This is a genomic window from Bradyrhizobium pachyrhizi (assembly GCF_029714545.1).
In the GTDB taxonomy this organism is placed as follows: domain Bacteria; phylum Pseudomonadota; class Alphaproteobacteria; order Rhizobiales; family Xanthobacteraceae; genus Bradyrhizobium; species Bradyrhizobium pachyrhizi.
Window position 1 is genome coordinate 400249 of record NZ_CP121667.1, and the last position, 16944, is coordinate 417192.

At 65.2% G+C, this 16944-nt stretch carries 21 protein-coding genes; 8 read left to right on the forward strand and 13 right to left on the reverse strand.

Annotated features, from left to right (window positions below):
* Positions 1 to 101: 101 nt before the first annotated feature.
* Positions 102 to 896, reverse strand: coding sequence for a hypothetical protein (locus QA639_RS01855; protein ID WP_157347512.1), 795 nt, complete (start codon positions 894 to 896; stop codon positions 102 to 104).
* 116 nt (positions 897 to 1012) lie between these two features.
* Between QA639_RS01855 and QA639_RS01860 the strand changes: the two genes are divergently transcribed.
* Entirely contained in the window at positions 1013 to 2047 is a 1035-nt protein-coding gene (locus tag QA639_RS01860) for an aspartate-semialdehyde dehydrogenase (protein ID WP_028337877.1), read from the forward strand.
* Between the two features lie 38 nt (positions 2048 to 2085).
* Entirely contained in the window at positions 2086 to 2646 is a 561-nt protein-coding gene (locus QA639_RS01865; RefSeq protein WP_028337876.1) for a TIGR00645 family protein, read from the forward strand.
* Positions 2647 to 2648: 2 nt separating this feature from the next.
* On the opposite strand, the gene QA639_RS01870 is transcribed toward QA639_RS01865, so the two are convergent.
* On the reverse strand, positions 2649 to 3305 hold the full coding sequence (locus tag QA639_RS01870; protein ID WP_028337875.1) for a carbonic anhydrase: 657 nt from the start codon (positions 3303 to 3305) through the stop codon (positions 2649 to 2651).
* Between the two features lie 144 nt (positions 3306 to 3449).
* Between QA639_RS01870 and QA639_RS01875 the strand changes: the two genes are divergently transcribed.
* A complete protein-coding gene (locus QA639_RS01875) occupies positions 3450 to 4328 on the forward strand; it encodes an HpcH/HpaI aldolase/citrate lyase family protein (protein ID WP_157347510.1) in 879 nt (292 codons plus the stop codon).
* 165 nt (positions 4329 to 4493) lie between these two features.
* On the opposite strand, the gene QA639_RS01880 is transcribed toward QA639_RS01875, so the two are convergent.
* The 3 genes from QA639_RS01880 to QA639_RS01890 all read right to left on the reverse strand — a co-directional run bounded on the left by QA639_RS01880 (position 4494) and on the right by QA639_RS01890 (position 6485).
* Entirely contained in the window at positions 4494 to 5285 is a 792-nt protein-coding gene (locus tag QA639_RS01880; RefSeq protein WP_157347508.1) for a hypothetical protein, read from the reverse strand.
* 93 nt (positions 5286 to 5378) lie between these two features.
* Positions 5379 to 5981, reverse strand: coding sequence for a 3-isopropylmalate dehydratase small subunit (gene leuD / locus QA639_RS01885; protein ID WP_057020954.1), 603 nt, complete (start codon positions 5979 to 5981; stop codon positions 5379 to 5381).
* Positions 5982 to 6086: 105 nt separating this feature from the next.
* Positions 6087 to 6485: a metallopeptidase family protein gene (locus QA639_RS01890; RefSeq protein WP_028336270.1), complete on the reverse strand. Its 399-nt coding sequence runs from the start codon at positions 6483 to 6485 to the stop codon at positions 6087 to 6089.
* A 115-nt stretch (positions 6486 to 6600) separates the two neighbouring features.
* On the opposite strand from QA639_RS01890, the gene QA639_RS01895 reads away from it, so the two are divergent.
* The 3 genes from QA639_RS01895 to QA639_RS01905 all read left to right on the forward strand — a co-directional run bounded on the left by QA639_RS01895 (position 6601) and on the right by QA639_RS01905 (position 8183).
* Complete coding sequence (locus QA639_RS01895; RefSeq protein WP_050386478.1) at positions 6601 to 6927, forward strand: hypothetical protein; 327 nt, start codon at positions 6601 to 6603, stop codon at positions 6925 to 6927.
* 550 nt (positions 6928 to 7477) lie between these two features.
* The gene (locus QA639_RS01900; protein WP_028336272.1) at positions 7478 to 7717 is read left to right on the forward strand and encodes a Slp family lipoprotein; all 240 of its coding nucleotides are present in this window, start codon (positions 7478 to 7480) and stop codon (positions 7715 to 7717) included.
* A 127-nt stretch (positions 7718 to 7844) separates the two neighbouring features.
* A complete protein-coding gene (locus QA639_RS01905) occupies positions 7845 to 8183 on the forward strand; it encodes a hypothetical protein (RefSeq protein WP_028352299.1) in 339 nt (112 codons plus the stop codon).
* A gap of 75 nt (positions 8184 to 8258) precedes the next feature.
* On the opposite strand, the gene QA639_RS01910 is transcribed toward QA639_RS01905, so the two are convergent.
* Positions 8259 to 8552: a DUF1330 domain-containing protein gene (locus QA639_RS01910; protein WP_028336273.1), complete on the reverse strand. Its 294-nt coding sequence runs from the start codon at positions 8550 to 8552 to the stop codon at positions 8259 to 8261.
* 158 nt (positions 8553 to 8710) lie between these two features.
* Between QA639_RS01910 and QA639_RS01915 the strand changes: the two genes are divergently transcribed.
* A complete protein-coding gene (locus QA639_RS01915) occupies positions 8711 to 9277 on the forward strand; it encodes a hypothetical protein (protein ID WP_050386476.1) in 567 nt (188 codons plus the stop codon).
* Between the two features lie 123 nt (positions 9278 to 9400).
* Here QA639_RS01915 and QA639_RS01920 read toward each other — a convergent pair whose 3' ends face one another.
* The 6 genes from QA639_RS01920 to QA639_RS01945 all read right to left on the reverse strand — a co-directional run bounded on the left by QA639_RS01920 (position 9401) and on the right by QA639_RS01945 (position 15308).
* Entirely contained in the window at positions 9401 to 9610 is a 210-nt protein-coding gene (locus QA639_RS01920; protein WP_283089056.1) for a hypothetical protein, read from the reverse strand.
* Between the two features lie 169 nt (positions 9611 to 9779).
* Positions 9780 to 11186, reverse strand: coding sequence for a 3-isopropylmalate dehydratase large subunit (gene leuC, locus QA639_RS01925; RefSeq protein WP_028336276.1), 1407 nt, complete (start codon positions 11184 to 11186; stop codon positions 9780 to 9782).
* A gap of 344 nt (positions 11187 to 11530) precedes the next feature.
* The gene (gene rplS, locus QA639_RS01930) at positions 11531 to 11911 is read right to left on the reverse strand and encodes a 50S ribosomal protein L19 (RefSeq protein ID WP_028336277.1); all 381 of its coding nucleotides are present in this window, start codon (positions 11909 to 11911) and stop codon (positions 11531 to 11533) included.
* Positions 11912 to 12020: 109 nt separating this feature from the next.
* Positions 12021 to 12782, reverse strand: coding sequence for a tRNA (guanosine(37)-N1)-methyltransferase TrmD (trmD, locus tag QA639_RS01935; RefSeq protein ID WP_283089057.1), 762 nt, complete (start codon positions 12780 to 12782; stop codon positions 12021 to 12023).
* A 9-nt stretch (positions 12783 to 12791) separates the two neighbouring features.
* Entirely contained in the window at positions 12792 to 13874 is a 1083-nt protein-coding gene (locus QA639_RS01940; RefSeq protein ID WP_050386474.1) for a quinone oxidoreductase family protein, read from the reverse strand.
* A 234-nt stretch (positions 13875 to 14108) separates the two neighbouring features.
* Positions 14109 to 15308, reverse strand: a complete 1200-nt coding sequence (locus QA639_RS01945; RefSeq protein ID WP_283089058.1) for an MFS transporter — start codon at positions 15306 to 15308, stop codon at positions 14109 to 14111.
* A gap of 172 nt (positions 15309 to 15480) precedes the next feature.
* Between QA639_RS01945 and gcvA the strand changes: the two genes are divergently transcribed.
* Entirely contained in the window at positions 15481 to 16392 is a 912-nt protein-coding gene (gcvA, locus tag QA639_RS01950; protein ID WP_157347496.1) for a transcriptional regulator GcvA, read from the forward strand.
* A 13-nt stretch (positions 16393 to 16405) separates the two neighbouring features.
* Here gcvA and rimM read toward each other — a convergent pair whose 3' ends face one another.
* Complete coding sequence (rimM, locus tag QA639_RS01955) at positions 16406 to 16939, reverse strand: ribosome maturation factor RimM (RefSeq protein ID WP_283089059.1); 534 nt, start codon at positions 16937 to 16939, stop codon at positions 16406 to 16408.
* Positions 16940 to 16944 lie beyond the last annotated feature (5 nt).

The following is a 16944-nucleotide window of genomic DNA, read 5'->3' on the forward strand; positions in this document are numbered from 1 at the left end:
GGGGAGGTCGTCACTAGGTCAATTGCGCCACACCGGCTGAGATAATGCGTGTCCAAGCGCAAAAGTTTCATGAAAACCAGTGCCTTGCCACGGTCTCGCCATCAAAGGGCGCCGCGCAGGCGTGGGTTCTCGCTGCCCATGACCCAGTCGGCCGACAGGGCGGGCGCGCCGGAGGTAACGCAGTCGGTGCGCTTGAGCTCGGCATGCGCGAACAGGGCGGCGAGCCGCGGATCGTTGCCCGCGGCCAGCAGGGTCAGGCGGTTCAGCATGCAGACGATCGCGGCGCGCCGGGCCGGCAGGCTGGCGCCCTGGCAGGTCCAGCCGGAGATCCGGAGGTCAGGCGCGTCGGCCTGCTTGAGGAAGCCGAGGCAGGCGCGGTCGCCGTCCTGCCGCGCCGGGCGCAGCAGGGTGACGCTGCCGAACTTGCTGTCGACGATGCCTGCAGCCTCAAGCTCGCGGACGCCGCTCGGGTCGAGCCGCTCGGCAATCTCGGTGACCGCGGGCCCCATGGCCTCGCCGCCGGGGCGGTAGATTTCCAGCTCGGCGACCGCTGCACCGGTGGCATCGGCCCAGCGGAAGACGTCCTTGCGGCCGCCCTCGGGGTGCCGGAGGATCTCGTAAATCTCTGTTTTATCTCGAAGATCGAGCCGGCTCACGGCAAACGCTGGGGCGGTGCGGCCGGCCGGGCTCCAGCCTGCGGCGGCAGGGGCCACCATCGCCGTTGCGTCGGGCAGCTGCTGCCATAGATAGTTGCCGAGGACGACGAACAGCGCGAGAACGGCGACATAGGCGAACAGCCGGGAGAGCGTGGCGTACACCTCGTCGACGAAGCTCGTCAGTGCTGACGGAATTCTCGTATGATGGGGCGCGGCCGGATCGGCCCGAAATAAACGCATCAAAACGCTCAAAAGCTACGCAACGTTGTCTTGACGGGGTTTCTCGCATAGAAGCGCTGCCTCTTCCCTTTCCGCAGCTGGCGGGGGAACGGGCATTTTTCGTCGGAGAGTGAACGATGGGTTACAAAGTCGCGGTGGTCGGAGCGACCGGCAATGTCGGGCGCGAAATGCTCAACATTCTCGACGAGCGCAAATTCCCCGCCGACGAGGTCGTCGTGCTGGCCTCGCGCCGCAGCGTCGGCATCGAGGTTTCCTATGGCGACCGTACGCTGAAGGTGAAGGCGCTCGAGCACTATGACTTCTCCGACATTGACATCTGCCTGATGTCGGCTGGCGGCTCGGTCTCCAAGGAATGGTCGCCCAAGATCGGCGCCGCCGGCGCGGTCGTGATCGACAACTCCTCGGCCTGGCGCATGGACCCGGACGTGCCGCTGATCGTGCCGGAGGTCAACGCGGATGCGACCGCCGGCTTCACCAAGAAGAACATCATCGCCAACCCGAACTGCTCGACCGCGCAGCTCGTGGTCGCGCTGAAGCCGCTGCACGACAAGGCGACGATCACGCGCGTCGTGGTCTCGACCTATCAATCGGTGTCGGGCGCCGGCAAGGACGCGATGGACGAATTGTTCTCGCAGACCAAGGCCGTCTACACCAATGACGAGCTGGTCAATAAGAAGTTTCCGAAGCGCATCGCCTTCAACGTCATTCCTCAGATCGACGTCTTCATGGAAGACGGCTACACCAAGGAAGAGTGGAAGATGATGGCGGAGACCAAGAAGATCCTCGATCCGAAGATCAAGCTCGCCGCGACCTGCGTGCGCGTGCCGGTCTTCGTCGGTCACTCCGAAGCCGTCAATGTCGAGTTCGCCAATCCGATCACGCCGGACGAGGCGCGCGACATCCTGCGCCGCGCGCCAGGCTGCCTCGTGATCGACAAGCACGAGCCGGGCGGCTACGTCACGCCCTATGAGGCGGCCGGCGAGGACGCGACCTATATCAGCCGCATCCGCGAGGACGCGACGGTGGAGAACGGCCTGTCGTTCTGGTGCGTGTCGGACAACCTGCGCAAGGGCGCGGCGCTCAATGCCGTGCAGATCGCCGAAGTCCTGATCAACCGCAAGCTGATCACCGCCAAGCAGAAGGCGGCATAAAAGCTGCCGCGGGAATACGGTGTCAGGAAGCGCGTGGCATGGCGGAAGCGGAACAACCGGGGACCTATCGGCCCAATCCGACGCTGAAGCGGATTGAACGTCGTTTCGAGAACCTGCTGTTCAACAGCCGCTGGCTGATGGCGCCGTTCTATTTCGGCCTCGTCATCAGCCTCGCGGCGTTGCTGTTCAAGTTCTGCATGGAGCTGTGGCACTTCATCCTGCATGTGCCGGATGCCAAGGAATCCGACATCATTCTCGGCGTGCTGGCGCTGATCGACATCTCGCTGACCGGCAATCTGATCCTGATCGTGGTGTTCTCGGGCTACGAGAACTTCGTCTCGAAAATCGATCCGGAAGGGCATCCGGATTGGCCGGACTGGATGACCAAGGTCGATTTCGGCGGCTTGAAGCAAAAACTGCTCGCCTCGATCGTCGCCATCTCGGCGATTCAGGTGCTGAAGGCGTTCATGAACCTCGATACCGCGTTCGATCCCAGCAAGCTCGCCTGGCTGGTCGGCGTGCACCTGGTATTCGTGGTGTCGTCTTTCATGCTCGCGATCTCCGACCGCTGGGGCAGCGGCCATCACGGCAACGAGTAGATCTACTCGCCCGATTTCAGCTCGTCGCGGACGCTGATGAATTCCTTCGCGACCCGGTCGAGCACGAACAGCGAGCCCTCGGCGACGCCGAAATAGGCGCCGTGCAGCTGCATCTCGCCGCTCTCGACGCGTTCGCGCACGAACGGGAAGGTCATCAGGTTCTCCAGCGAGCGGAACACCGCGGCCTTCTCGATGCGGGTGACGAAGTCCTGCATGGTCTCATGGTCGCGCTGCTCGACGACCTCGCCTGGCTTGATGAACATCTGCATCCATTTGCCGATGAAGTCGCCCGGCGTGAGCGGCTTGATCTTGTCGACGAAGGCGCGGATGCCGCCGCACTGGGCGTGGCCAAGCACCACGATGTTCTTCACCTTCAAAACGGTCACGGCATATTCCAGCGCGGCCGAGACGCCGTGGGCGTTGCTGTCGGGCTGATAGACCGGAACCAGATTGGCGATGTTGCGGACCACGAACAATTCACCGGGGCCGGCGTCGAAGATCACCTCCGGCGAGACGCGGGAGTCGCAGCAGCCGATCACCATGGTCTCGGGAAACTGGCCGCGCTCCGACAGGTCCCGGTAGCGCGACTGCTCGGTCGGCAGTCGCTGGGTCGCGAACGTCCGGTAGCCGTCGATCAATTGTTTCGGAAAGAATTTCATGGCCTCTGGCTAACCACATGCGGGTAACGGGAACAAGACTTTCGGCGCGTGGCCTGAGATGATACGGCAGCCTTGAAGAATGGTTCCCGCCCGATGCCCAAACAATGGACACCGGCGGAGCCCGAGCCCCCAAGGAGAATGTCGATGACCCGTCCGCGCCGCAGCCTGTTGTTCATGCCGGGATCGAATGCACGGGCGCTGGAAAAGGCCCGGACGCTGCCGGCTGACGGCATTATCCTCGACCTTGAGGATTCGGTCGCCCCCGACGCCAAGGCCACAGCCCGCGAGCAGATCGCCACGGCGGTCGCGGCCAAGGGCTTTGGCAAGCGCGAGGTCCTGATCCGCATCAACGCGCTCGACACGCCCTGGTGGGTCGACGACATCGGCATGGCCGGCAAGGCGCAGCCCGACGGCATCCTGGTTCCCAAGATCTCGACGGTCGACGATCTCAACGCCGTCGCCGATCGTCTCAGCGACATCAATGCGCCTGCCTCGATCCGGGTTTGGGCGATGATCGAGACCGCGCGCGCGGTGCTCGACGCCGACAAGCTGGCCGCGGCATCGAAGGATTCCGAAACCAGGCTCGCCGGCTTCGTGTTCGGGCCGAACGACATTGCGCGTGAGACCCGGATCCGGATGAAGCCGGGCCGCGCGGCGATGATCCCGATGATCACGCATTGCATCCTGGCGACCCGCGCGCACGGCCTCGAGATCCTCGACGGGCCCTACAGCGACATCAGCAATGTCGACGGCTTCGCCGAGGAATGCGCGCAGGGCCGCGATCTCGGCTTCGACGGCAAGACGCTGATCCATCCGAGCCACATCGATGCCTGCAACGCGATCTTCACGCCGCCGGAGGCCGAGGTCGCCGAGGCGCGCAAGATCATCGCCGCCTTCGAAAAGCCGGAGAACGCCTCGCGCGGCGCGATCCAGCTCGACGGCCGCATGGTCGAGCGCCTGCACGCCGAGATGGCCAGGCGCACGATCGCGATCGCCGACGCGATCGCGGCGATGGGGCATTAATTCCACCCTCCCCTGGAGGGGGAGGGTCGGATCGCGTCGAGCGTAGCGAAATGCGAGCCGGGGTGGCGTGATCTCTCAACACGAGCAGAGTATGCGTGGAGAGACTGTCACCCACCCCGCCGCTCACTTCATTCGCGTCGACCCTTCCCTTCCAGGGGAGGGTGATTATCGCGCCCCAAACCTCTCCGCCGCCCACGCGTAGAGACTGCCCGGGATCGGCGCCTCCTTGCCGCGTCCTTTCGGCGAGATGTGCAGGCCGATGATCCCGGGATCGTTCAGGTGGCGCGAAAAATCCGACGGCTCGAAGAACAGCTTTGGCTCGGCATGCACGGCGTAGAACGATCGCTTCGGCAGCGCGTGCTGCAATTCGCCTGCGCGGCGCGCCAGCGCGGTGAGCGCCGCCGGGCCGTAGATCGCGACACGGATGTCGGCGAGGCGGTTGGATTTGCCGCGCAGCCGGCGCATCGCAAAGGTCAGGCGGTGGCGCAGCGCCAGCCAGTCCGGGATCAGCTCGTCCTGCTGCATCAGCGCCTCGAAGGCGCGCACGATCGGATCGTCGGGCGGCAGATACAGCACGGAGTTGCCGAGCTGCCGCGGCCGCTCCCAGGCAAAGTAGGGCTTTGCCAGGTCGAGCTGGACGCCCTTCAGCAGCAGCACGTCGGCGTCGAGCCAGAGACCGGCGCGCCGCGCCATCAGCCGCATGCGGAAGAAGTCGCTGAACTGCAGCATGGTCCAGTCGCGCCACGAGCCGTCGGGCTGCGCCGGGCGCAGCTTCTCCGCGAACGAGTGCGGCAGCACGGCTTCGGCTTCGGCATTGCCGATACCGTCGGGCAGGCCGGGAATCGGATCGAAGCTGTAGACGGTGACCTTGTGCCCCGCCGCCGCCTGCGAGCGCAGGCAGGTCTGGCGCAGCGCGTCCATCGAGCCGTGCCAGAAGGTGACGATGTCAGGCAGCATGCGCGTCAGCTATCAGCGGGTTTGTGGCGAGCGAATTTGGCAAAGAAAAGCCCCGGCGCCTGACGGCACCGGGGCACGATAATGCGCTGAGCCTCAAGCCCAGGCGCGTTCCTTGAGCTTGGTCTCGTAGCTGTCGATCGACGATTTCTTTTCCATCGTCAGGCCGATGTCGTCGAGGCCGTTGATCAGGCAGTGCTTGCGGAACGGGTCGATCTCGAACTTGACCTTGCCGCCGTCGGGACCGCGGATCTCCTGGTTGGGGAGGTCGATGGTCAGCGTCGCGTTGGCGCCGCGCTCGGCGTCGTCGAACAGCTTGTCGAGGTCCTCCTGCGACACGCGGATCGGCAGGATGCCGTTCTTGAAGCAGTTGTTGTAGAAGATGTCGCCGAACGAGGTCGAGATCACGCAGCGGATGCCGAAGTCGAGCAGCGCCCAGGGCGCGTGCTCGCGGCTCGAGCCGCAGCCGAAATTGTCGCCGGCGACCAGCACCTTCGCGTTGCGATAGGCGGGCTGGTTGAGGACGAAATCGGGGTTCTCGCTGCCGTCATCCTTGTAGCGCTGCTCGGAGAAGAGCCCCTTGCCAAGGCCGGTGCGCTTGATGGTCTTGAGGTACTGCTTCGGAATGATCATGTCGGTGTCGACATTGATGATCTTCAGCGGCGCCGCGACGCCTTCCAGCGTGGTGAACTTGTCCATCGGTGCTCTTCCCGGGCAAAAAATAGCGGATATCGGCCGGATGTTTATCGCGAATGTGACAGCGGTAAAAGGGCCATTTCTGCAGGGCTGGAGCCCTTTTCCGTTTTAGCCCGCATCGGCCTCAATCGCCTCCATATCGGCGTCGGAGAGGCCGAAATGGTGCCCGATCTCATGGATCAGCACGTGGCGGACGATGTGGCCGAGGGTCTCGTCGTGTTCGGCCCAGTAGTCCAGGATCGGCCGGCGGTACAGCCAGACCAGGTTGGGCAGCCGGGCCACGTCGCCATGGCTCTGCTGCGGCAGGCCGATGCCGTGAAACAGGCCGAGCAGATCGAACTCGCTCTCGGCCTGCATCTCGTCGAGCACCTCGTCGGTCGGAAAGTCGTCGACGCGGATGATCAGACCCTCACAGAGGGCCCGGAACGTCTTGGGCAGGCGCTCGAAAACCTCGTGCGCCATGGCCTCCATCTCAGCGAGCGAGGGGGCTTTTTCTGTGGTCCACATGACACTCCTTTAGCGCGAGTGCTATCGGCGGCGCCAGCGCAGTTGACCTTGGCGGCGCAATGGGAGACCGTGCCGCCCACGAATGGGGCTCAAGAATCGAGCTTGGGTGGGCGTAATGAAACGGATCGTGGCGGCAGCGCTGTTGGCTGTAGCAGTCGGGCTCTCGCTCCCGGCGACAGAGGTGCAGGCTCAGAGCGCGGCGGCTGAGGCGCGCGTCGGCGAGGCGGCACCGGTCGCGCGCGCGCGCGTCGTCGAGCGCCGCCGGCTGAAGCGGGTGCCGATCTACCGGTCGCAGCCCGATCATTGGGAACCCGATGTCATCCCGCGCTACAACCCCGGTCCGAACGCCGTGCGCGACTGCACCGCGACCTATGTGCAGGAGCACCGGCCGAGCGGTACCGTGATCACGCCGCGCATGAACTGCTTCTGGCGGCCGGGCTAGTTGCGCATACGTCGGCGCGTCGCGCCGATCATCGCAACAGCCGCGATCAATCCTGTCGTTCCATAGACCACCGCCGCCATCAGCATCTGCATGAGATGGCTCGCGGTCCCCATGCCGCCGCCCGGTCGCGAGCGCGACATCGGCGAGCATGATGGAACCGCTCAGCGCCGCGAGGGCTGTTCGAAGCAGCCACCTCCGTGTGCTTGTTTGTGTCGCGGCAATCTCCTGCAACGGACAGAACGCCAGATACGACCATCGTCTATGTCGTTTGCATACGAACGCGAAAAATCGCACGGAGTGCCGGAACCTGATCGCGCCAGCAGCATTCATGTTCGTGGCGCAGTCATTCACTTCCCATTCACGTCGTCTGCATTCTGCTAGCGATCTGCGTCGCGGCAACGGGGTCGATTCGAAAGCTCGAGCGTTTTCCAGCGGAGCCTGTCCCGCGTGTGATGCGGGATGGACACCGGTTCGCGTGAGGAAAGCGCATCAAGCAGAGGTTCGAGTCGTCGTTGCAAGACGTGACTTAAAGGGATCAAGGAGACAATTCATGAAGGCGATGAAGGTTCTGGGGCTCGCGGCTGTCGGTGCCGTGTTGGTGTTGGCGGCGCCGGCCGAGCGTGCAAGCGCGATGTCGCTCGCCACGCCGGGTACAGCCGCAACGGTTCAGGACGACGCGAACCAGGCGACCACGCAGGTACGCTGGGGCGGGCGCGGCTGGCATCGTGGCTGGCATCGCGGACATCACCGCGGCTGGGGCTGGGGGCATCGTCGCCACTGGCGCCGTTGATCGCGCGGCGTATCAGCGCAGTTGAGACACAGGCCCGTGAGCAGCGGGCCTGTTGTCGTTCTCAGCCATCAAACCAGCAGATTCAGCCACGCGAGATGATATCCATCGCAATCTGCAGGAGTTGATCATGATGAGATGGATCGGTGTTGCGGCTGTCGCGTGTGCATTCGCGTTGACGGCGCCGGCATCGGCAACCGCCGCGGCATCAGCCACGCCGCAGGCCGCGGCACCACAGCGGCAAGCGGGCAAGGCGACTGATATCAGCGCGCAGCGCCATCATCACCACTACCATCGTCGCTACTATCACCGCGGCTACCGTCCCTATTACCGTCCGTATTATCGGCCCTATTCCTACTATCGTCCGTACGGCTCCTATTATTACGGGCGGCCTTATTACTATCGGCCGTACCCCTATGCTGCGCCGGCGCCATTCACTTTCGGCTTCGGGTTCGGCCCGTTCTGGTGATGCGTGCAGTCGCGCAATGCGCGACACCAGCGCTGCAACGAGAGAGCAGCTCCGATCGGAGCTGCTCCGTCCGTCTCAGGGCGCGAAGCCCTTCGCCAGCAGCACAATGCCTTGCGCACCCGCCTTGCGATCCCTCGAGATCTCGACATATTCGGGCGATTCCGACCATGCACGGAATGCGGCTTCGTCAGGGAATGACATCAGCACCAGCTTGTCGCGATCCCAGCTGCCCTCGAGCACCGCGGGCCGTTCGTCGGCCGACAGCAGGCGTCCGTTGAACTTCCTGAACACGTCGAAGAAGCGCGCCTGATACCGATCATAGGCGGCGCGATCGGTCATCTTGAGTTGCACGATCACATAGACAGTCACTGACGTTTCTCCCGGACGTTTCGCCGCAGCGTTTTGCGCGTTCATGGCGCATTCACGTCGGCATTTCTAGCGTCATGCCGGGAGCGACTGCAATGAACGCAATGAAACCGGCTGCCGAGCAGCGTGGTGCTCATTGCCGTTGTCAGGGAGGTTCAGAGATGAGGGAGAGCTATTTGCGGCGCGGATTGGTGCGCCGTCTCGGCGTTGCGGCGGCCGCGGTCTTCGCATTGTCGGTCGCTTCGCAGCAGCGCGCCGAAGCGCTGTCGCTGGTGAGCCCGGGCGCCGCGCCCGCGGCAAAGTCTGCGGCCGATGCCATGACGACCCAAGTCCGGCATGGCGGTGGCGGCCATGGCAGCGGCGGTTTTCATGGCGGCGGCTTCCGCGGTGGTGGATTCCACGGCGGCGGATTTCACGGCCGCAGCTTCCATGGTGGCGGCTTCCGCGCCGCGCCGGCGTTCCATGGCGGCTATCGCTATGGCGGCTTCCATCGCCATTATGGTGGCTACCACCGCTTCTACGGCGGCGGTTACCGCTACGGCTATCGGCCCTATTACCGCCGGCACTTCTATCACCGGCGCTTCTTCTACGGATCGTCCTACTATTACCCGGCCTACTATCATCACCGCCGTTGCCGGGTGGTCTGGACCTATTACGGTCCGCGCCGGATCTGCCGGCCGTGGTGGCACCATCGCCACTACTGGCGGCCGTACCGGGTCTATTGGTAAAGTTTGAAATGACAGCGGGCCCCACGGCGCCCGTCTTGCTGGGTCCCTCTCTTTGCGCGCTGGAGCGTGTTCGAGCAAAGTGCGCGCCGGTTCGCGTGAAGAAAACGCGTCAAGAAAGGGGCGCTAATCCCAGTTCTTCAGCTTCCAGGACTTTATCTTCCACGGCGTCAGGTTTTCCATCCGCCATTGCGTCCAGCGCTCCGGCGGCCAGTGGCTGAGGCGCGAGGTTTCCTTCCCCTCGGAAAGCGGATCGATGATGCGCGCCACGGCACGACGGCGCTTCTGGCGCGTCGCGTCGCTGATCATGTCGACGAATTCGGGTTTATCGGCCACGGCACGCGCTCCTTGCGAAGGCTGGTTTTCGCAAGGAGGCAGTGTGCGTGCGCCCCGTTAACGAGCCGTTTCCGAAACGGCTCGAGCTTGAGACGAAGCAATAGCGTTTTCGAGCGAAGTGGCCCGGTTCGCGTGAAGAAAACGCGGCAAAGAGAATCTGGCGCTTGCCCTAGCGCCAGTCGCGGACGTCGACGAAGTGTCCGGCGATCGCGGCGGCCGCGGCCATCGCGGGCGACACCAGATGGGTGCGGCCCTTGAAGCCCTGGCGGCCCTCGAAGTTGCGGTTCGAGGTCGAGGCGCAGCGCTCTTCCGGCTTCAGCTTGTCCGGGTTCATCGCTAGGCACATCGAGCAGCCCGGCTCGCGCCAGTCGAAGCCGGCCGCAATGAAGATCTTGTCGAGGCCTTCGGCTTCCGCCTGCTCCTTCACGATGCCCGAGCCTGGCACGATCATCGCGTTGACATTGGCGTTGACGGTCTTGCCCTCGGCGATCTTCGCAGCGGCGCGCAGATCCTCGATGCGGCCGTTGGTGCAGGAGCCGATGAAGACGCGGTCGAGCTTGATGTCGGTGATCTTCGTGCCGGCGGACAGGCCCATATATTTCAGCGCGCGATGCTTGGAGATGCGCTTGGCCTCGTCCTCGATCTTGTCCGGATCGGGGACGAAGCCGGTCACCGAGATCACGTCCTCAGGGCTCGTGCCCCAGGTGACGATCGGCGGCAGCTTGGCGGCGTCGAGCCGGATCTCGTGGTCGAAATGCGCGCCCTCGTCGGAGCGCAGCGTCTCCCAGTAGCGCATCGCGGCGTCCCAGGCGGCGCCCTTCGGCGCCTTCGGGCGGCCGCGCAGGAAATCGAACGCCTTCTGGTCGGGCGCAACCAGGCCGGCGCGCGCGCCGCCTTCGATCGACATGTTGCAGACCGTCATGCGGCCTTCCATCGAGAGCGCACGGATCGCCTCGCCGGCATATTCCAGCACGTAGCCGGTGCCGCCGGCGGTGCCGATCTCGCCGATGATCGCCAGGATGATGTCCTTGCCGGTCACGCCTTCGGGCAACTTGCCGTCGACGATCGCGCGCATGTTCTTGGCCTTCTTCTGGATCAGCGTCTGCGTCGCCAGCACATGCTCGACCTCGGAGGTGCCGATGCCGTGCGCGAGCGCGCCGAACGCGCCATGCGTCGAGGTGTGGCTGTCACCGCAGACGATGGTAGTGCCGGGCAGCGTAAAACCCTGCTCCGGGCCGATGACGTGAACGATGCCCTGGCGCTTGTCGAACTCGTTGTAATATTCGATGCCGAACTCCTTGGCGTTCTCCGCCATCACCCGCATCTGCTCGATGCTTTCAGGATCGGGGTTCGGCTTCGAACGATCGGTGGTCGGGATGTTGTGGTCGACGACGGCGAGCGTCTTCTCGGGCGCGTGCACCTTGCGGCCGGCGGCGCGCAGCCCTTCGAACGCCTGCGGCGAGGTCACCTCGTGCACCAGGTGGCGATCGATATAGAGCAGGCAGGTGCCGTCGTCGGCCTCGTGGACCAGATGGTCGTTCCAGATCTTGTCGTACAGCGTGGTCGGTTTGGACATGAGCTTCAGCTCCAGAAGAAATTCAGTGGTGGGATGGCATGAGCGCGTCTTAAGCGCGCGAGCAGGCGAAAGCGTCCAGGCAGCGTTACGCTGCGCTTCTAAGCTCAGACGTTGCCGACGTTGCAAAGCGCCCGAAGAAGCGGCCGGGCAGCCGCGAGCGATCGTCAATCACGACGCGCTGGCAGGGCTGGCTTGCTTGATCCGGAACCATTCTAAATTTCTAACACAGGGCTCGCGCCCGCGACAATCGATCCATGCGCGGGCCTGCAAGTCAGATAAATATGCCGCAACAAAAAAGCGCGGGGCAGGCCCCGCGCTTTTGGTCACATCCCCTGAGGGAAACGTTACTCGCCGACGGCGGTCTGGCGGTCCTGCTTCTCGACGATGCGGGCCGACTTGCCGCGCAGGTTGCGCAGATAATAAAGCTTGGCGCGACGAACCTTGCCGCGACGCACGACCTTGATCGAGTCGATCATCGGCGACATCACCGGGAAGACGCGCTCGACGCCTTCGCCGTAGGAGATCTTGCGCACGGTGAAGCTCTCGTTGAGGCCCTGACCGGAGCGACCGATGCAAACGCCCTCATAGGCCTGCACGCGGGTGCGCTCGCCTTCGACCACCTTCACGTTGACGATGACGGTGTCGCCGGGTCCGAATTCCGGGATTTCCTTGGTGGCGGCGAGCTTGTCGAACTGCTCTTTTTCGAGCTGCTGAATAAGGTTCATTGAAATCTCCATCGGCGGCGCGCCCAGCCTTTCGCGGGCTGCGCAAACGTCCATCTATCCTGCGCGGGTGCGGATTTGGCCGCCCGTATAAGGCAAAGCGCAGGGTTTGTCACCCGTCTGTCGTGTTTTTTGTCCGGCGCGGAGCGGCTTTTTGGCCGGCCTTGCGGGCCCAGAGATCGGGCCGCCGGACCGCCGTCAGGGCCTCGGATTGGGCCAGTCGCCATGCCGCGACCTTAGCGTGATCGCCGGAAATCAGGATTTCCGGGATTTGCCGGCCCTCGAACTCCTGCGGGCGAGTGTATTGAGGGTATTCCAGTAGTCCTTCGGAAAAGCTTTCCTCGGTTCCCGAGGCCTGCTTGCCCATCACCCCCGGCAGCAGGCGGACGCAGGCGTCGATCAGGGCCATCGCGGCGATTTCGCCGCCGGACAGCACATAATCGCCGATCGAGACCTCCTCGAGGCCTCGCGCCTCGATCACCCGCTGGTCGATGCCCTCGAAGCGGCCGCAGACGATCAGGGGGCCGGGCCCGGCCGCCAGCTCCGCGACCTGGGTCTGGGTCAATGGCCGACCGCGCGGGCTCATCAACAGGCGCGGACGGTCAGGCACGATATCGGCGGCGTCGATCGCCGCCGCCAGCACATCGGCCCGCAGCACCATGCCCGGACCGCCGCCGGCCGGCGTGTCGTCGACGCTGCGGTGCTTGTCGGTGGCCGAGGCCCGGATGTCGCGCGCCTCCAGCGCCCAGAGTCCGCCAGCCAGCGCCTTGCCGGCCAGGCTCACGCCGAGCGGCCCCGGAAACATGTCCGGGAACAGGGTCAGCACGGTGGCGCGCCAGAGTGTCGCCTGGGCCGGTGTCTCTTGCGATGTCATGGCCTCTGGTTACGGCACCACGGCCGTGAGGTCGAGGCTCTGCATCATCGCGGCCGCATCCACTGCGCGGCGGAAGTCGGCGAGCTTGAAGGTCGCGACGTTGATCTTGCGCAGGTCCAGCAGGCCTTCGGCGGCAAGGCCGGCGAGCTGGCCTGGTGCCGTGCGGTCGTACATGAACTGCCCGACCACCTCCCAGTCATTGGCCAGCATCTCCCGGAACGAGAGTTCGAGCGGCACCTCGGCGCTACCCATCAGCACCATCCGGCCGCCACGCCTGAGCGCGCGCAGAGAGGACAGTGTGGTCGAGGTGCTCTTGGCGGCGCCGAGCAGATCGAGCGCAACATCGGCGGTGCCGCCGGCGGCGCGGCGGATGACCGCAAGGTCGGCTGCCGCATCGCCGCTGACGACGGCGGGAATGACGCGCGGGCCGAACGCGTCGCGCAACTGCTCGAGCGCGGCTTCCTTGCGTCCGACGGCGACGACGCGGCCCGCGCCCATCGCGACCGCGAGCATCACGCCGCCCGAACCGAAATAGCCGGTCGCGCCGTTGACGATGATGGTCTGCCCGCCGCGCAGGCCAGAGCGCTGCAATCCGCCGAACGGCACGATCAGTTTTGCGAGCCCGATCAGCTCGGCGGCCGGCTTGTCGTCGAGATTGGCAAGCGGCGTGACGCAGGCGGCCGGCCAGTGCGCGATCTCGGCGAACACGCCGTCGCGCCAGCGCGCCTGCAGTGCGAACGCCTCCGGCGTCGTCACCGTGGCGGTGAGGCCGATCAGGATCTGCGGCGGATCGCGATCCGGCACGTCGCCGCGCAGATGCGGGCTGAGGAACACGCGGTCGCCGCCCCGCACATGCGTGACGTTCTCGCCCGCGGCGACGACGCGCGCGATCGCGTTGGTGCCCGGCACGAACGGCATCGGCGGCAGGCTGTAGGGCAGCGCGCCCGACAGAAGCTTGTTGGTGTAGGACAGCACCATGCCGGCCTCGATCCGCACCACGACGCCGTCGGGCGCAGGCCTCGGCGTCGCAACATCCTCGAAGCGCAGATCGTTGTGGGCGTGCAGCCGCCAGGCCTTGTGCGTGCTTGTCATTATTGTCCTCCGTGGCACCATTGCTTAGGTAACCCGGATGGAGCGAAGCGCAGTCCGGGCACAGCGCCAACCTCCCCTTGAAAAGGGGAGGTCGCTTTGCTCGTCAGAGCAAAGCGGGTGGGGATTTGCTCTGTCAGCTTGCAGCGTCGCCCGCGGCTGACCCCCATCCCGACCTTCCCCCTTTCAGGGGGAAGGAGAAGACAGGCAGTCGCGCGGACTTAGGCATGCTATGCGTCACGCCTTCGTCGCATCATCCGCGAGATGCCGCGCCAGCACGACCGCAAGCGGACAGATCGCCAGCGCCGTGAGCGCGGTTGCTGCGGTCGCGAGCCTCGGGCCGAGCGCGTCGCCAAGCAGGCCGTAGATAACAGGCGCGATCGCGCCCGATCCGATCGTTCCGGTATAGAACAGCGCGAAGGCGCGCTCGGTCTGATGCGCGGGGGTGAGCTCGGGCACGGTGCCGTAGAGCACCGATGACGTGCCGTTGAGCATCACGCCGAGCAGCGGCAGCAGCACGATGGCCGGTGCGAGCGGCAACGCCAGCACCGCGACGATCAGCGCCGCCGTGCCGCCTTCGGTGATCAGCACGGTGCGCAGCGTGCCGACCCGCGCGCCGAGCCAGCCGCAGGTGAATTTTCCCGCGGCGCCGCCGATGAAGACCAACGCCAGCGCGAGGCCGTTGGTCGGCAGCGAGGCGCCCTTATCGCGCAGCAGGAACGGCAGGAAGGTGAGAAAGCCCATCCTGACCGCGGTGTCGAGAATTCCGATCGCGAGCAGCCAATGAAAGCCGCGGCCTGTGCTGGCGCCGCGCGATGCTGATGTCGCCTTGTGCTCGGCGCCCCTGCCGACGGCCGGCATCCAGAGCGCAATGCAGACCGCGACGAGCAAGCCTGCGAGAGCGAGCACGAGCAGCGTGTGCCGCCACGACATGATCACCAGCAGGATCGAGGTCAGGGCCGGGATCGCCGCCTTGCCGAGATCGCCCGAGAAATTGTAGATGCCGAGCGGCCCGCGCGCCGCCGCGCCATAGGCACGCGACACCGCGGCGGATGCGATCGGATGCTGCGTGCTCGAGCCCGCGCCGGAGAGCGCGAGCGCCAGGCCGAGGCCAATGACACCGCCGGAGAATCCAGCAAACGCGTAGCCGAGCGCCGACAGCGCCGTGCCCGCAATCAGGATGATCTTGCCGTCGATCCGCTCTGCCATGCGTCCGACCGGAATCTGCAGCCCGGCCATGGCGCCGGCATAGAGCCCGCGCAGCAGCGCCAGCAGCCCGTAGCTCAGCGCAAATTCGGCCTGCCAGACCGGCAACAGCACGTAGATGACGTCGGTGTAGCCGTCGTGGAGGGCGTGGTTGAGCCCGGTCACGGTCAGGGTGCGGGTTGACCGGGCACGGTCGGGCCGCGTCGTGCCGGTTTCGGCCGACACGCTCATTGCCGCCCTCCAATGCAAGAAAATCTAAAAATTGGGTGGGCGAGCATCAGGAGGGGACCTCAGAAAAGAAAAGCTATGCAAGGAGCTTGCATGGCAGTATGCGCCGCCAAGGCGCTTGTCACAAATCAGTAATAATCGGATCATGCGTTAGAAAATCTTGTATTGAGGGATCATGTTCGTCCCGCGCCGCAGCCTGCCGCCGCTCAATGCGGTGCGTGCCTTCGAGGCCGCCGCCCGGCTCGGCAGCTTCAAGGAAGCCGCCGCCGAGCTCAGCGTGACCCATGGCGCGGTCAGTCAGCAGATCCGCCTGCTCGAGGAATGGCTGGGCGCGCCATCGCTGTTTCGGCGATCGGTGCGGCGCGTGGTGCTGACGCCGGCAGGCGCGGCATTGCTGGCAGAGTTCGCACCTGCGCTCGACCGGATTTCCGCCGCCGTGCAGCAGCATCGCGAGCGGCGCGGCGATCTGGCGGTCGCGGTGTTGCGCGTCAATGCGCTCGCGACCTTCAGCCTGCGTTGGCTGCTGCCGCGGATGAGCCGGTTTCGCGCCGAGCATCCCGATATCGAGGTACGCCTGAGCACGTCGAACGATCCGGTGGACGCGTTGTCTGAATCATTCGACGTCGTGATCCGCGGTGGCCCCGACACCTTCCACGGCTTCTCGTCACGTTTCCTGGTGTCGGAGCGCAGATTGCCGGTGTGCAGTCCGTCGCTATTGGCGCAGTTGCCGCTCAATGAGATCGCGGATCTCTCCAGGCACACGCTGCTGCATGTCACGTCGATGCCGCGGCTGTGGCGCGACTGGCTCACCGAGGCCGGGCAATCCGCGCTGGAGCCGGCGGCCGCGCTGACCTTCGATCACTTCTATCTGACGATCCAGGCCGCGCTCGATGGTCTCGGCGTCGCGATGGGACCGACCGCGCTGATCGCGGACGATCTCGCGGCCGGGCGCCTGGTGACGCCGTTTCCGGATGTCAGCCTGCCGGCGCGGAGCTACTTCGCTTACTTCCCGGCGGGGCGCAGCAACGATCCGCACAGCGCGGTGTTCTGCGACTGGCTCGAGCAGCAGGGCCGGATGACAGGTTGAAGATTATTCTCGGTCAGGCCGCCGACGGATCGTCGCCGTCGCTCTCACCGTCGATTTCCTTGGGCAGGTCGATCACCACGCGGCCGCCGTCGAGATCGACGGTCGGCACCACGGCATTGGTGAACGGCAGCAGCATCGTCGCGCCCTGCGGCGGGGCGATCTCGATGATGTCGCCGGCGCCGAAATTATGGATCGCGATCACCTTGCCGAGCGGCTGATCCGTCGTGGTCACCGCGGCGAGCCCGATCAAATCGGTGTGGTAGTATTCGCCGTCGTCGGTGTCCGGCAGCCGGTCGCGCGGAACGTAGAGCTCGAGACCGTTGAGCCGTTCGGCATCATCGCGGCTGGCGACGCCCTTCAGCGTCACCACCAGATGGTCCTTGGCCTCACGCACATGCGTGACCTCGAACTGGCGCGTGCCGTCCTTGGTCATCAGCGGACCGTAGTCCTTCACGGCCAGCGGATCTTCGGTGAAGGTCCAAAGCCTGACGGCGCCGCGCACGCCATGCGCAGCGCCGATACGGGCGACACAGACCGGTGCAGCCACCGTGG